A 15,939-nucleotide genomic window follows, 5' to 3' on the forward strand; every position below is an offset into this window, starting at 1 on the left:
AAACAACAAAATTGTATTCTTCGTCTTAAGCTTTGCGTACATAAACAAGGTATAAATCGGCCAATAGGGCCATTATTAGGATTAAGCGGATGCAAAATATAGTTTTTTGGAATGGTAATAAGTCTTCAGCAAGGCAGAATTACGAAACAGCTTTGCTTCAAGCATGTTTAAAAGCGACAGATCATCAATATGGTTCAATGCAGATACGAGTTGATAACACTGATTACTCTAATGCCGAAGATGAAGCCCATGTATTTGTAAACGGTGCAGACATTTTGGTAACCGTAGCTGGAAATGTAAAATTTAAAGACCAACAAAAACTGGTCATTCCTCAACCACTTACTAAAGGGCTATTGGGTTACCGATTACTTTTGGTCAGAGACGAGTCCCTAAAAAAGTTTGCTCAGATTAACACGCCACAGCAGCTTCAAGCGTTATCTATCGGCATACCTGAAACGTGGGCAGATGCTGCGCTCTTTAGGCATAACCAATATAAAGTTATTGAACGGGGAACCTTAGATAACTTATTTTTGTTATTAAAAAACGCTACTTTTGATTATGTAGCCTTGGGTGTGAACGAAGTTGAGCAAATTTTTCAGCAGCAGGTTGAGTCTTTAGGTGGCATAAGCATTGAACCATCACTAATGCTTTATTACCCATTTCCATTAGTATTTTATGTCAATCCCAACAAATCTGTTTTAGCAGAACGAATTGAAATTGGGCTCAAATTGATAATGGCTAATGGCGAACACGAAATGCTGTTTAATCATTATCATGCTGATGTTACTCAGCGACTCAATTTACGCATTAGAAAGATACACACTCTAGCTAATCCAATGTTGCCATCTGAAATGAGCGATTTTTCTGCTACATTGTTGGATTAGTTGAGTTGAAACTAGTCCAGTCACGTGGCATAAACACAGCAAAGTTTTGTCCGCATTTTTAGTTTTACACATGCACCTTATCAACCTTGCCTAACCTTCTTAAGACGGCATCATTGAGTTTATATTAGGTAATATCTGATGAAATAGTAAATTGTATGAACTTCAGAACGCGGCAAGTTGATGAGCTCACAAAGCCACCTTGAGAAAATAGAGGCGTTTTCTTGGTTGCGTTTATATGAACTCCGCACTAGGTTTTTTTCACTATAACGTTATTGTAGGTCGTATTGAGTTAATCTTTGGTGTGTTACATTTCATAAAGATTTTCACTAACACTATCCGCATATTAAATCCGCCGTCATAGTCATTTTTGCCTTCAAAGTAGCTCTGTCAATATCCCTTGGCAAAATCTAAAACGTTACGAAGTCTCTCCCCTTTGATAAACCTGTAATAATTGTCACTAAATAGGGGGAAAATATCTTCAGGCAATGATTCTGCCGCAGTGTGTTGAGTAACGTAAAGATTATCTAATTCCCAAAATGGATGATGTTCAGGTAACGGTTCTTGCTCAAATACATCTAAAACCGCCGCTTTCAGTGTTTTATTTTTTAGTGTAGCGATTAAATCAGAATCAATTATTGTTGTGCCTCTGCCCGCATTGATCAATACACAGTGTTCAGGCAAATAAGACAAGAAATTGTGGTCGATTAGCCCAGTAGTGGCTCTACTTTGAGGTAATAGACACACCAGGTAATCTAGTTTTGTGGCAAAGCTTTGTTCGTCATGACAAGTGTAATATTGATCGATAAACTCGCAGTCGTTACTTGTTCTGGTATAACCTCGTGTCTTCATTGAAAAGTGTTTAGCCATTTTGGCAACAGCCTGTCCTATATCGCCTACACCCATTATTCCTAGTGTTTTACCAGCCAATGATTGATAAGTCGGAGCAGCCCATTTTTTGTTTTTCTGCGCTTGGTTGAATCCAGTCAAATTACGTGAAAAGTATAAAAGGTAAGCAAATACATATTCTTGCATGGCTTGCTGAAACACACCTTTGACTCCACAAAGTTGGTAATCAGTTTTATCCAAGGCAAAAAGTGCAGTGTTGCCAGCCCAGGTCGATTGTAACCATTTTAATTGTGTGCATTGGCTAATAATTTGAGCCGTCAAATCGGGGTCACCGAACAATATGTGTACTTGCGAATAATCAAAGGTTCCCGCAATTTTATTATCTACCAATATTAGTCGTAGATGTGGCAAGTGTGCCTGTTGTATGAGTGTTTGGTAAAGCGCGGAGTCACGACTCAAAATGGCTATATTGTGCATAGGTTAAATAGGTACCATGTAAAAATTAAATTACCAATGTGTCATCGTAAGAAATTATATTTGTTTATTTGAATGAAATTAAATCCGATTTTCATTTAGTTATAACAAATTTGTTATCCATAGTGACACTACATGAGTGCAGACAATATTGCTGCCCTAACTTTGATATTTGTTGTTGTAAGGTCGCCATCTCAAAACAATGTACTACATATTAGCTTTAACTTTGAGTATACAGATGCATTAGCATATGCATCTATATACTCACATCGCATCAAAATGTCGGATTAAGGGGAAATTTTTATGCAAAGGTGTGCTAAAAGTAGATAACAAAAACCCATAATAATCTGATTTTCCAAATTTCATTAAGTTAAATTAAGACCTTATGCTAGCTTGGAATTATTCAATTAAGTTGTATTTTTAACTTCTTAAGGTATTCATGTAGGTCTACTTAGTGGTTATTTATGAGTCTTTGTGACCGCGCTATCCATATGCAGTAATCTGTCACGGGTGTCAGTAGACTAGCGGGGTGGGTCTTATAAAAGCGGCTACTGATAATGCTAAGCATCAGGTCACAGTTTTTAATTCAACGTAGCACACAAGACCAGTCTGCAACCTATAGCTAAATGGTGGCATTCGAAAAACGCGACGACTATGCTAATCAAAGAGGAGATACACTTTTTGAGATGCACTTTTTGAGATAGTAAGTTGCGCCGCTTGTCATCGTCCCATTATGGTCACAAATAAATATTATTCCTAGAAAGGCTAACGCTGTTAGACGCTTCATTTTTATACCAATGAATTAGAGAAGAAAAAGTGCGGAACGGATAGTTTTGTGTCTCATAAAAAAGCAACATGGTGAAAGCTTCAATGAGATTGGGACCTTTGATTTGCGAATATTATTTCATAAAAAAAAGCGCTCATAGGCGCCTTTTTTTCTATTATTTTACCCTTTAGAAGGTGTAATAATTATTTAGTAGCACTGACTTTAACTGTTGGCTTAGGCGTCAGTTTAGCAACGGCAGCAGTCAACAAATCGATTTTAGCTTTTAAGGCTTCGATTTTGTGGTCAGCATCAGTTTTCTTCAAACCCAGCTTAGAGCGAAGTGTTTCGACACGTTTCTCTAGGTCAGCTTTAGCAGATATTTTAGTTTGAACTTCAGCTAGCTTACTTTTACCTTCAGTCTCTAGTTTTTCGCCTCTAGCGACTAGGTCAGTAAACATCGTGTTTGATTCAGTTGTTAAAGATTCAAAACGGTTTTTGGTATTTTCAAAACTTTTACCGTAAGCGCCAACGCCAGCTAAAAAAACTTTACGGGTCATGACTTCAACTTGTGAGGCTTTATCTTTTATCATTTCGATGTTGTTCATAATATCTACTCCGTAGATTGTTTAAAAAGGTGTGTTGTTTTGATGTATGAGACATTACTCAATTAAATTAGAAATCGCATACTAATTAACCTATTTTTTTGAAATGTGAATAAATGCCACTTAATGTATGCCACTAAAAGTGCTAAAAATTAATTTCAAGAACTGAGCAAAAAACACCTGATTCAAAATCACAAATTTATGCAAAAAGCTAGATGTCGAACTGGGTGTCCTTTGTCTCAATGAGGGCTTTTATGATATTTAAGCAGTTTTGCAAGGTAGAGAAGATCCATCTGGCGATACTAATTTTTGTTAAAAACATCGAAGCATTACTCGACATTTATTTTTGATGGCATCACTAAAATACCTAAGGTTAGGTTTGCACGTTTTAAGCATCTAGTAACAATTTCCCTATGTAATTGATGACTTTCGCCATGATATTGCCGCAAAAAAAAGGTAAATTATGTGCAATTAAATTTTCACGGACAAGTCATGTCGTTCACCATTAACAAATTAAGGCAGCAACCAGCATGGATTGCCTTGATCATATTTATTGCCCTGTGTTCTTGGGTTGCCTCGGGCATGTTGAAAACCCAGAACGAAGATGATTCAGTCAAACGCAAAAATATCAAAATACCTTTAGTAAAAGTAACGGTAGAAAATGTTTCTGCCGATGAGGTTACCCGTGAAATAAACTTGTATGGCAGGACGGAACCAGACCGAATAGCCACGTTACGTTCTGAAGTGAAAGGTTTAGTCAAAGAAGTGCATGTGCAGGAAGGTGAGCGAGTTAGCCGAGGGCAAAAAATTATAAGCCTTGAAAAAAGTGATTTTGTGAGCCGCTTGCAATCTGCAAAGGCGACATTAAAGCAACGTGAGATAGAACTTCAAGGCGCACAAGCTCTAAAAGAGCAAGGTTATCAATCGAAAACTGCCTTAGCGCAAGCTACCGCTAATTTAGAGATGGCTCAGGCTGATACTGTTTCATTCGAGTTAGCCATTTTTAAGTCACAAATTATCGCACCTTTTGACGGCATCATAAACCAACGGTTTGTTGAAGTGGGTGACTTTCTTAAAGAAGGCGACAATATCGCCATCTTAGTTGATTTAGATCCTTTGGTGATCGCCGCGAATGTAACAGAAATAAATGTTCAAGCATTAAAAATGCAACAGCACGCAAGTGGGCGCATGGTGTCCGGTGATATGTTACAAGGCAAAATCCGTTATATCTCGAGTATTTCAGAACTTGGCACCAATACCTTTAAAATAGAGGTTGAGGTCCCTAATCCAGATTACGCTCACATGGCAGGTATGAGTACTGAGTTAGCTTTACCCTTAGAAACCACTTGGGCTATGCGTATTTCACCTGCAGTGATGGCACTAGATGAACAGGGCAATTTAGGTGTGAAAACTGTGGTAGATAATCATGTGAGATTTGTTCCAATCGATATTGTTAAGAGTGATAGTCAAGGCGTGTGGTTATCTGGCATGGGCAAACAAGCAGATATTATTACCCTTGGACATGGCTTTGTACGAGACGGTGACAAGGTAGATGTGGTGCGTGTTGATGAATCCAAAAACACGACAAGTAATCTTTCCATAAATGGTATTTCTTCACAGGGTAAACAATGAACAGCCTTATTTCTGGGGCCTTAAATCATAGTCGCACAGTGCTTATGGTATTCGTATTGTTGTTGATTTCGGGCGTGGCGACGTATTCTAATATCCCCAAAGAGTCTAACCCCGACGTGCCTATCCCAGTGATTTACGTGTCTATTGTGCACGACGGTATTTCCCCCGAAGATGCTGAACGTATGTTGGTCAAACCCATGGAGCGAGAGTTACGTTCTATTGACGGCGTAAAAGAGATGAAAGCGACCGCTGGTGAGGGCTTTGCTAGTATCACACTAGAGTTTGTCGCTGGTCTTGATTCTGATGCGGCCCTAGCTGATGTGCGGGATAAAGTCACAATAGCCAGAGCAAAGTTACCGTCAGAAACAGAAGAACCAACTATTAATGAAGTCACTATGGCAGGACAGCAAGCTGCAGTGACTGTGGTGTTATCAGGGCCTGTTTCAGAAAGAGCTCTGGTAACAGTGGCACGAGAGCTAAAAAACCGACTTGAAGGCATAAGCGAAGTGCTAGAAGTCGAAATCGGCGGCGATCGTGAAGACATCGTTGAAATTGTGGTTGATCCCTTGTTGATGGAATCTTATGGACTCGATCAAACTGACATTCTTAGTTTATTAACTCGCAACAATAGATTGGTTCCTGCCGGCACTATGGATAATGGTAAGGGCAGTTTTGCCATTAAAGTTCCCTCTGTTTTTGAGTCAGTTAAAGACCTTTTGGAGCTACCTGTTAAGGTACAAGGCGACAGTCTTATTACCTTTCAGGACGTGGCACAAGTTAGGCGTTCTTATAAAGACCCGACTAGTTTTGCACGTTTAAATGGCGAACCATCAGTTTCGTTGGAAGTCAAAAAACGGCCCGGTGAAAACATGTTAGAAACAGTCGCTAATGTGAAAACGCTAGTCACAGCAGCACAGCAATCAACCATTTGGCCTGCCAGCATTAATGTGAGTTACACCGGCGATCAAACCGTCGAAGTCAACATGATGCTAAACGACTTACAAAATAACGTATCGAGTGCGGTAATTTTAGTAGCGATTGTCATTTTAGCTATTTTAGGTTTGCGTACCGCACTCTTAGTGGGTGTGTCTATTCCGGGTTCTTTTTTGACAGGTATTTTGATTATTTCATTGTTTGGTTACACCTTAAATACCGTGGTGCTTTTTTCACTCATTATGGCTGTGGGTATGCTGGTGGATGGAGCCATAGTGGTGACCGAATATGCCGATCGTTGTATGAGTGAAGGCATAGATAAAAAAATCGCATACAGCAAAGCTGCACAACGAATGGCTTGGCCTATTATCGCTTCTACTGCCACCACATTAGCTGCATTTGCGCCGCTAATGTTTTGGCCAGGTATGATGGGCGAATTTATGAAATATTTGCCATTTACATTGATTGCCGTGTTGTCCGCATCATTGTTGATGGCGCTGATTTTTGTGCCTGTGTTAGGTGGTGTATTTGGTAAGCCTAGATATGTTTCCGAGTTTGATAAACAGCAAATGTATGAAGCTGAAAACGGTGATATTAGAAAATTACAGGGCTTTACCGGTAAATACATTCGTGTCCTCGCTACCGCGATTGAGCATCCATGGAAAATTTTATTAGCCGCTATAGTTGTCGCCTTTGTGTCTTTTACTGCATATGGTGTATCTGGTTTGGGTACAGAGTTTTTTCCTAATGTCGATGTTAAAGGTATTAACGTCACAGTGCGCAGTGCTGGTGATATGTCGATTTATGAAAAAGACCAAGTAGTACGTAAAGTTGAAAATCGTTTACTCGGTATGGAAGCAATTGAATCCTTATATGTGCGTACAGGTGGTCGTGATCAAATAGGTTACATAAAACTGAACCTAGTGGACTGGCGTTTACGCCCGCATTCTGACGATGTACTTAAAGAAACTCAGGCTCTGCTGAAGGGTATGGCAGGCATGGATATCGAAATTACCCCAGACCAAAATGGCCCACAATCGGGTAAAGATTTACAAATTCAATTGTCGTCCCGTTTCCCTGAGTTGTTAGATGAAGCGGCGCTAAAAATACGGACAGCCTTAGATAACAGCGATAAGTTTACTTCAGTCAGTGACACTGCATCTAAACCTGGTATTGAATGGCAACTCAAAGTGAATCGTGCCGATGCAGCAAGGTTTGGCGCAGATGCGACTTTAGTCGGTAGCACGGTGCAATTTATCACTAACGGTTTAAAAATTGGCGATTATCGGCCAGACGATGTGGATGACGAATTAGACATTCGAGTACGTTATCCGGTTGAGTCTCGGTTTATCGGTAAACTTGATGAATTAAGAATGAAAACAGTTAAAGGCATGGTGCCTATCTCTAATTTTGTAGAACGCACCGCTAAACCTAAAACAGACCTTATCAGACGCATAGACAGTCAAAGAGTGATTGCCGTAGAGGCGAATATGGTGCCGGGCGAACTGTTAAGTATTGAACTACCCAAATTACAAGAACTGTTACCAAATTTGGGATTAGATCCTCGGGTGACAATCACTGTTAAAGGTCAAAATGAACAACAAGATGAGTCTACAGAGTTTCTTAAAAATGCCTTTTTAATCGCACTTTTTGTTATGGCGATTATTTTAGTGACGCAGTTTAATAGTTTTTATCAGGCATTCTTAATTTTAAGCGCTGTGCTGTTTTCTACTGTAGGTGTCTTTCTTGGCTTACTTATTTTCCAGAAACCTTTCGGTATCGTGATGTCAGGTATTGGAGTGATCGCTTTAGCGGGCATAGTGGTAAATAACAATATCGTGCTTATCGACACCTACAATATACTACGTAAAGAAGGTATACCTGCCATGGAAGCCATTATACGAACTGGTGCCCAGCGCCTGCGTCCAGTATTAATGACCACAGTGACCACAATTTTAGGTTTATTACCTATGGTAGCAGAGGTCAATATCGACTTTATCGGCCGTAATGTCGATATAGGCGGCCCATCCACAGAATGGTGGTCACAACTCGCTACAGCTGTGGCTGGTGGCTTAGCGTTTGCTACCGTGCTGACTTTAATACTCACACCTTGCATGCTGGCGTTAAAAGTCAAACGGGATGAGCGCAAAGCTAAATCATTGGCTCAGTTCAACACACATCTTGTAATTTAGCCGCATTTTGCAGTTAATGTGATTTTGAAACTGATGCAAAAAGTAATTGCCATAGGATTAAACATATCAAGTTCGATATGAATTTTATTGTGTATTTAAAAATAAATATAATATAAAAATCATGCAGTTACCGCTTGGATCTGAGCGACGTAGTTGTTGTTATTGGCTCATGAAGAGCTGTAGTTTAGCCAAACCAAATCTTAGGAGTTTACTTTGAGCCCATTTTTAAATTTTATTGCTTCTATCATACCTACTAAAAATAGGTTTTCTGTGTTTGCTAGGTTATTTCTGGTCTGTGGTGTTTCCTTGATGTTAGTAAGCAATGCTGCTGCAAATGAAGAATATAACCTGTGGCCTAATACACAATATAGCGCCGACATACCCACTCATACTCAGATACTTGGTTACAAAGTGGGTGAGCGGATAACGAACTATGCAGATATGTTACGATTTTTTGAAGCGCTAGAGGTGGCTGCTCCCAAGCGTATCAAGTTGTTTGAATATGGTAAAACATGGGAAGGTAGAAAACTGATTTACGCCGCAATTGGTGCCCCAGAACTCATCAAAGACCTCGACGGTTTTGCTAAAAACATGCAAAGATTGTCAGATCCAAGACTCACAAATAAACAACAAGCAAAAGAGCTTCAAGCCACCTTACCCAGTTCTGTTTGGCTAGAATATGGCGTGCACGGTAATGAAATAAGCAGTACCGATGCCGCTATGATGACCGCTTATCATTTACTTGCAGCCCCTGATGAAGCGACCAACAAAAAGATATTAAAGAACACTATAGTGTTCATTGATCCACTGCAAAACCCAGATGGCAGAACACGGTTCACCCAGCGATATTATGCCACTGTTGGCCTTCAGCATAGTAGCGACCGAATCAGTGCTGAGCAAAATGAACCTTGGCCAAAAGGACGCACTAATCACTACTTATTTGACATGAATAGGGACTGGTTGGCAGTTACCCAACCCGAGACGGCTGGGAAAATAAAGATACTTAATCATTACCGGCCGTTAGTGGTGATTGATTTACATGAGATGGGAGGAGACAACAGTTATTTTTTCGCCCCATCTGCGCAGCCGTTTAATCCTTATATGAGCCAAGACCAAATAGACAATATTGGTTTGATCGGCCGTAATCACGGTAAACATTTTGATCGTTTTGGTTTTGATTATTTTACCCGTGAAGTCTACGACGCTTTTTACCCAGGATATGGTGATAGTTGGCCCACATTTTATGGTGCGTCTGCTTCGACCTACGAAGTGGGCTCGGCCCGAGGACAAGCATTCCAGAAAAACAACGGTGAATTGTTGACCTATAAAGATACGGTACATAAACACTTTGTTGCCTCCATTTCCACAGCTGAAGGTGTGGCAGACAATCATGACAAATTATTGAAAGATTTTTATCAGTATCAAGTCGATGCTATCGCCAGCGGTAAAGCAGACAAAAAAGAGCGAGTGTATCTTTTGCCAATCCAGCGAGATAGGGCTGGGGCCCATAAACTCGCCACATTAATGGCACGTCATGGTGTAGAGGTAAACCAGTCAACGGAGTCATTTAAAGCCTGCGGCAAAGGTTATTCTGCGGGTACCTACTGGATAGATACCGCGCAACCGAGAGGCAAATTTGTTAAAACCACTTTTACTAAGCAAGTGGATATGCCTGATGCATTTATCACAGAACAAGAGCGTCGCAGAGCACGTTTATTGGACGATGAAATATACGATGTAACGGCTTGGTCATTACCCTTGATGTTTAACATTGAAACGGATGCTTGCAACAGGGCCGTCAAAGTCAAGAGTATTAGTATTGACGAAACCCACAAATTGCTGGGCAGTGTGTCAAATCCTCAAGCCTCAGTTGCCTTCCTTGTTGCTTGGGGCGATATGGCTGCAGTTCGTTTTTTGACTGGGGCTTTGCAACAAGGTTTGGTTGTTAAAAGTGCCGATAAAGCTTTTGTATTAGAAGACAAACAGGCCTTTACAGCAGGCAGTCTGATTGTTGAAAGGCGTGCCAATAAAGCTGATTATGCTGATTTAGTGTTAACACTTGCCAATCAAAGCGGCGCGTCTGTAATCGGTGTAGACAGCAGCTGGGTTATAGATGGCCCAAGTTTTGGCAGTGGCAACACAGTCACAATGAGTCCGCCTAATATTGCGATGGCATGGGACGAACCTGTTTACCCACAAAGCGCAGGTAATACCCGTTTTGTGATTGAAAGGCAGCTAAATTATCCGGTGACGGCCATTCGGATTAACATGTTAACTAAGTCCAATTTAGCCAATTATCAGGTGTTGATTTTACCTTCAGGTGATTATCAAAAAAGCTTTGATAAATCCGCGGTTAAAAACTTAAAAAGCTGGGTCCAAAATGGTGGGGTATTGGTGACTTTTGGAAAAGCCACACAATTTATTGCCTCCAGTGATGTGGCATTATTGGATGTGAAGCGAGAATTTGCTTATAAAAATTCAGTAGATAAAGGCAATTCAGTAGATAAAAAATCAGCAGATAAAGACCACTCAAGAGTAAAAGGGCAGTTGTTTACTGAGAAACAAGATTTACTTGATGCCAGTGAAGTTAAGCAACAAAGTCCTGACAATGTTGCAGGCGTATTAGCCAATGTTGAAGTTGATCAAGAACATTGGTTGACAGCCGGGGTGAATAAAAATGTTGTGGCCTTGGTCTTAGGCCGTGATATTTATGCACCTATTACCCTTAAGTCAGGTAAAAATGTTGCATGGTTTAGTGGCCCCGAAACTGTCTTGGCCAGTGGATATCTGTGGCAAGAAAATAAAGAACAACTGGCGTATAAACCTTTTCTTATTCATCAACCCCTTGGAAAAGGCATGCTTGTCAGTTTTACTCAAGAGCCTACAACGCGTGCGTACTTAGATGGATTAAATGTGTTGTTAACTAACAGCATCTTTAGGGCTGCAGCCCATGCCAAAACTTTATGAACGATAGCAGGGTACAGAATAGAAATAAAAGATACGGTTAAATGACCACTTAAGCAGTTGTCATTAAACGGTATCAAAAGTGAAATAATTTGTTCAAACTGCGATGTTAGCTTAAGGTAAACCTGTAGGCTTAAGCTAAACATATGCAATTCAATTACATCGTTTATTTTGTTTTAATTCTGCTGGGATGTTACCTCGCATCAAAGGCTTTGATCCGACTGCAGCTTTCTCGAGCTAAACACCCCTCTCTTCGAGGCCACAGTAAATGGTCGCGGCGTATAGCCAGAAAAATCCCCTTTTTTAGTTATACTGACTCCGAGTATTTTAGCACTGATGGTGCACCTAACAATATTGCTCAACTCAGGCGAGCAGGTTTGCAAAGGTTACAAGATCAGTTAGCCAAACAATCTGCAAAAACCTTGGCATATTGTGAGTCCATAGAAAAGAGTGTTTCAGATGTACGTTTTACTAGCCACTACCGTATTCCTTTTCCATTTCGAAATCGTTTAAGCAAAGCATTTACACTTGGTTCTATCGCAGATGAAACCAAAGGTAGCCAAATAAAAGACTTAGACGGAAATTGGCGTTACGACTTGTCTGGCTCATATGGCGTCAATGTATGGGGATATGACTTTTACAAAGAGTGCATGCATCTTGGTGCCCAGAAAACCCAATTATTGGGACCAGTGCTTGGCGCATATCATCCTGTTATTGGCGAAAATGTAGCACAGATAAAACAAATATCGGGTTTAGACGAAGTCTCCTTTCATATGTCGGGTACTGAAGCCGTGATGCAAGCGGTGCGGCTAGCCCGATATCACACAGGCAAAACACACCTTGTTAGATTCTGTGGTGCTTATCACGGCTGGTGGGATGGCGTACAGCCGGGTATTGGTAATAATCGCAAAACCCACGATGTGTACACCTTGGCTGATTTAAGTGAACACACCTTGCATGTGCTTAAAACCCGCAAAGATATAGCGTGTATTTTGATTAACCCTTTACAAGCCTTCCACCCCAATTCCGATTCAGCATCGGATGTGTCACTGATTGCTAGCGACCGTGATACCCATTTTGATAAGGCCGCGTATAGCCTTTGGTTATGCAGGATCAGGAAAATCTGCACACAGCAAAATATCGTGCTGATATTTGATGAAGTATTTACTGGGTTTAGATTAAGTTACCGAGGGGCGCAAGGCTTCTTTGGCATTCAGGCGGACATGGTGACCTACGGCAAAACCTTAGGCGGTGGTTATCCGGTAGGGGTGTTGGCAGGTACCTATTCTTTAATGAAACGTTTTAAAAATGATAAGCCAGTAGATGTATCATTTGCGCGAGGCACCTTTAATTCTCACCCTTATGTGATGGGGGCTATGAATGAATTCCTCAGGCGTATTCAACTACCTAAAATACAAGCATTGTATCAAGCGTCTGAACCTCTTTGGAATGAACGAGTGGCTCGCTTTAATCAGCGCATACTAGCTGAAAAATTACCCTTGAAAATTACCAACATGCATTCTATTTTGTCGGTGATTTATACCCAGCCAAGTCGTTACAACTGGATGCTGCAATTCTATTTACGTCATGCCGGCCTGGAGCTTAGTTGGACAGGAACGGGTAGGTTTATCATGAGCTTTAGTTACACCGATGAAGAATTTGAGCAGGTAATTGATTGTTTTGTCATAGCGGCAAAACAGATGTCTCAAGATGGATGGTGGTGGTCACATCTTGGGTTGACTAACAAAGCTATTAAGCGGCAATTCTTAGGGGATATGTTAGCCGCCATGTTTCCCATACTAAGCCCTGTTTTACGTCCCTTATTACCTGCACCGCTGAGCAAGCTTAAATACTTAGTTAATCCAACCAAGGGATCTTTAACAGCAACTGAATTTGCAGTGCCGCCTAATAACAACACAAACCAGGTAGGTTAAATATGTTAATCGAAAAAGATAAGCGACAAGAGCAGAGTTTTAGGCCGTCTTTAAACGTTGAATTTGATATTTTTTTACAACAGCAGAGCCAGAGGTTTGCCAGAGAAAATTGTCTGAAAATTGATTTTCATTGCCATGACCACAACAGCGATGTACCTGACGAATTATGGGGGCGTATCCTCAGGTTGCCTGAAACTTGGTTAAAAACAAAAAAATTGGTCAAGTTGCTTAAGGATAATGGTAGCCAAGTCATCACCATTACTAATCATAATAATGCGCGTTCTTGTTGGGATCTCAAGGCGAAAGGAATCGATGTACTGGTGGCTGCAGAATTCACCTGTTTTTTCCCAGAGTACGAATTGTTTATTCACGTTTTAACCTATGGATTTAGCCCAGAGCAGGAAGTGATACTGAATACCAAGCGTCAAAACGTGTATGATTTTTTGCGTTATGCTGCGGCTGAAGACCTGCCTGTCATTATGCCACACCCTTTATACTTTTATACTCGCAACGGAAAAATTGACTTAAGCTTGTTTGAAAAGCTTGCGGTGATGTTTGCGCGTTTTGAAGTGTTAAACGGGCAAAGAGATCTGTGGCAAAGTGTTCTGACACTCAACTGGGTGCAAAGCCTTAGCCCTGAAAAAATCCTTAATTTTGCCAAAAAACATGACCTCAACCCTACCGATTTTGCTGTCGATCCTTATGCACCAAAAGTATTAACCGGAGGTTCTGATGATCACACAGGCATTTTTGCTGGGCAGAGTGGTTCCTATTTATATATCGAAAATTTGGTTGAACGTCTTGAAACCACTCCCGCCTCTGAACTGGCGTTAGAAGCCCTAAAAAAAGGTGACATTGCTCCTTTTGGTCAGGTGAGTGAGAATCAAAAGCTCAATATTGCGTTACTAGATTATTTTTCTCAGGTGGTGACCAAAATCAAAGATCCCGGTTTGTTTAGAATCATGCTGCACCGCGGTTCAACATGGGACAAAGTAGGCTGCTTTGTGGTGAGTAACGTGTTGTTAGAAATGCAAAAACATAAAAAAACTATGAAGTTCTTCTCGTTTATCCATGAATCCCTGCAAGGTAAAAAACCTAATAAGTTGCTCAAGTGGCAAGTGTCTAAAGACTATAGGTTTTGTATTACCCAACTAGAAAAAATTGCGGACAGTAGAAAAGAGGGTCTTGAAGCGTTCACCGACACCACTAACCTTGCCATAAAAGACTTGTTTACTCATCTCAATCGACTGTTTGCACAAAGGGTTGAAAGTGCGATTAAAGACAGTAAAGGCATCCGCTTGGACAGTTTTTCTACTGAAGAGATCACCCGTAAGTTTGAAATCCCTAGCCAACTAACGGCGTTATTTTTGGGTGAAGGAAAACGCCAAGATAATATGAGCAATGTTCGAATTGGAAAGTTATTAGATAAATTATCCTTCCCCATCCTAATCAGTTTAATTTTGGCGGGCTCTACCTTGGTATCAACCCGAGTGTTGTATCAAAATCGTCAGTTTCTCAATCAATTTGCTCAACATTTAGGGAAAAATCAGCATTCAAACCGTGCCCTATATCTAACCGATACAATGCTCGACAAAAACGGCGTCTCCACATCCTTGTCTGGCAAACTCAAAGAAATTCAACGAGCTGATTTGCCAGTCGATTTTTTGATCTGTCACGCAGATGCAAAATCCGCCCCACATTTACATGTGGTTCGCCCGATCACTGAATTTGAAGTGCATCGTTATGGAGAACAAAAAATTCGCATACCCGACTTGATGGAAATCGCTAATATTTTTTATGCAGGCGGTTACGATCGAATTATTTGTTCAACAGAAGGGCCAATGGCAGCGGTATCACTGTTTATTCAACAAATGTTCAACGTGCCTAGTTACTTTTTTATGCACACCGATTGGGTGGATTTTATTAAACATACCACCGACCTTAATCAATACGAAAGGGACAGAGTTAGACGCTTAATGCGCGCCTTGTACAATCGATACGATGGTGTCTTTGTGCTCAACAGTGAACACAAAGACTGGCTAACAGGGCACGAAATGCAACTTAAAGAAGAAAAAGTATTTTTGACTGCTCACCACACCCAGCCAAGAGATGTAGGTCTGCACAAAGTCAGCAAAGCCAGCATTATCCCTGGTGCAAATGATGATACTCCGGTGTTGTTTATTGCCTGCAGGTTGAGCAAAGAGAAAGGAATTTTGGATTTACCTGAAATTGTTGAACGGGCTAAAAAACGTATTCCTAAGCTTAGAATTGTGGTGGCGGGTTCAGGCCCTGCTCAAGAGCAACTTAAGCAAATATTACCCGATGCCATATTTTTAGGTTGGCAAAACAAAAAGCAACTAGCGGCCCTGTATTTAAGTTTGGATTTATTTGTGTTCCCTTCACGTTTTGATACCTTTGGTAATGTGATTTTAGAGGCCTTTGTACATGGTATGCCTGCTATTGCATACAACTGTAAAGGGCCTAAAGACATCATCCAACATAATAAAAATGGCTATTTGGTGGATGATATTGCCGGTATGAGCTCAAAAATTATTGAGTATTTTTTACATTCAGACATACAGCGCAATATGCAGAAAAATGCCTTGCAAAGGGCCTCAGAATATCAGGCTGAACCTATCATGCAGCAATTTCTGCAAGACATGGGTTTAGAGCTTCCTATTATGTACAACAATCAAAGAACGGTGGCTTAAG

The 15,939-nt window shown here is 40.7% G+C and carries 8 protein-coding genes; 6 read left to right on the plus strand and 2 right to left on the minus strand.

Translation table 11 applies throughout. The annotated features are described in order from the left end of the window. The first annotated feature begins 89 nt into the window (after positions 1–89). Positions 90–884 (plus strand): hypothetical protein, encoded by a 795-nt coding sequence (locus QZ562_RS02890; RefSeq protein ID WP_293756685.1) that lies wholly within the window; start codon positions 90–92, stop codon positions 882–884. A 387-nt stretch (positions 885–1,271) separates the two neighbouring features. On the opposite strand, the gene QZ562_RS02895 is transcribed toward QZ562_RS02890, so the two are convergent. Together QZ562_RS02895 and QZ562_RS02900 are read right to left on the minus strand one after the other, a co-directional pair. Continuing rightward, positions 1,272–2,207, minus strand: a complete 936-nt coding sequence (locus QZ562_RS02895) for a D-2-hydroxyacid dehydrogenase (protein ID WP_293756687.1) — start codon at positions 2,205–2,207, stop codon at positions 1,272–1,274. A 966-nt stretch (positions 2,208–3,173) separates the two neighbouring features. Beyond that, positions 3,174–3,575, minus strand: coding sequence for a phasin family protein (locus QZ562_RS02900; protein ID WP_293756689.1), 402 nt, complete (start codon positions 3,573–3,575; stop codon positions 3,174–3,176). A gap of 489 nt (positions 3,576–4,064) precedes the next feature. On the opposite strand from QZ562_RS02900, the gene QZ562_RS02905 reads away from it, so the two are divergent. The 5 genes from QZ562_RS02905 (at position 4,065) to QZ562_RS02925 (ending at position 15,938) form a co-directional block, all read left to right on the plus strand. Continuing rightward, positions 4,065–5,204: an efflux RND transporter periplasmic adaptor subunit gene (locus QZ562_RS02905; RefSeq protein WP_293756738.1), complete on the plus strand. Its 1,140-nt coding sequence runs from the start codon at positions 4,065–4,067 to the stop codon at positions 5,202–5,204. Further along, positions 5,201–8,329 (plus strand): efflux RND transporter permease subunit, encoded by a 3,129-nt coding sequence (locus QZ562_RS02910; protein WP_293756691.1) that lies wholly within the window; start codon positions 5,201–5,203, stop codon positions 8,327–8,329. Before QZ562_RS02905 ends, QZ562_RS02910 begins: the two co-directional genes overlap by 4 nt. A 309-nt stretch (positions 8,330–8,638) precedes the next feature. Then, a complete protein-coding gene (locus QZ562_RS02915; RefSeq protein WP_293756741.1) occupies positions 8,639–11,296 on the plus strand; it encodes a M14 metallopeptidase family protein in 2,658 nt (885 codons plus the stop codon). 143 nt (positions 11,297–11,439) lie between these two features. Continuing rightward, positions 11,440–13,227: an aminotransferase class III-fold pyridoxal phosphate-dependent enzyme gene (locus QZ562_RS02920; protein ID WP_293756694.1), complete on the plus strand. Its 1,788-nt coding sequence runs from the start codon at positions 11,440–11,442 to the stop codon at positions 13,225–13,227. Between the two features lie 2 nt (positions 13,228–13,229). After that, positions 13,230–15,938 (plus strand): glycosyltransferase, encoded by a 2,709-nt coding sequence (locus QZ562_RS02925; protein ID WP_293756697.1) that lies wholly within the window; start codon positions 13,230–13,232, stop codon positions 15,936–15,938. The last annotated feature ends 1 nt before the right edge of the window (position 15,939 follow it).

The organism is uncultured Paraglaciecola sp. (assembly GCF_913058035.1).
Lineage (GTDB): Bacteria > Pseudomonadota > Gammaproteobacteria > Enterobacterales > Alteromonadaceae > Paraglaciecola.

Coding starts and splice junctions, on each gene's coding strand:
- QZ562_RS02890 (WP_293756685.1), top strand. CDS start 90: ATGCAAAATATAGTTTTTTGGAATGGTAATAAGTCTTCAGCAAGGCAG.
- QZ562_RS02895 (WP_293756687.1), bottom strand. CDS start 2,207: ATGCACAATATAGCCATTTTGAGTCGTGACTCCGCGCTTTACCAAACA.
- QZ562_RS02900 (WP_293756689.1), bottom strand. CDS start 3,575: ATGAACAACATCGAAATGATAAAAGATAAAGCCTCACAAGTTGAAGTC.
- QZ562_RS02905 (WP_293756738.1), top strand. CDS start 4,065: ATGTCGTTCACCATTAACAAATTAAGGCAGCAACCAGCATGGATTGCC.
- QZ562_RS02910 (WP_293756691.1), top strand. CDS start 5,201: ATGAACAGCCTTATTTCTGGGGCCTTAAATCATAGTCGCACAGTGCTT.
- QZ562_RS02915 (WP_293756741.1), top strand. CDS start 8,639: ATGTTAGTAAGCAATGCTGCTGCAAATGAAGAATATAACCTGTGGCCT.
- QZ562_RS02920 (WP_293756694.1), top strand. CDS start 11,440: ATGCAATTCAATTACATCGTTTATTTTGTTTTAATTCTGCTGGGATGT.
- QZ562_RS02925 (WP_293756697.1), top strand. CDS start 13,230: ATGTTAATCGAAAAAGATAAGCGACAAGAGCAGAGTTTTAGGCCGTCT.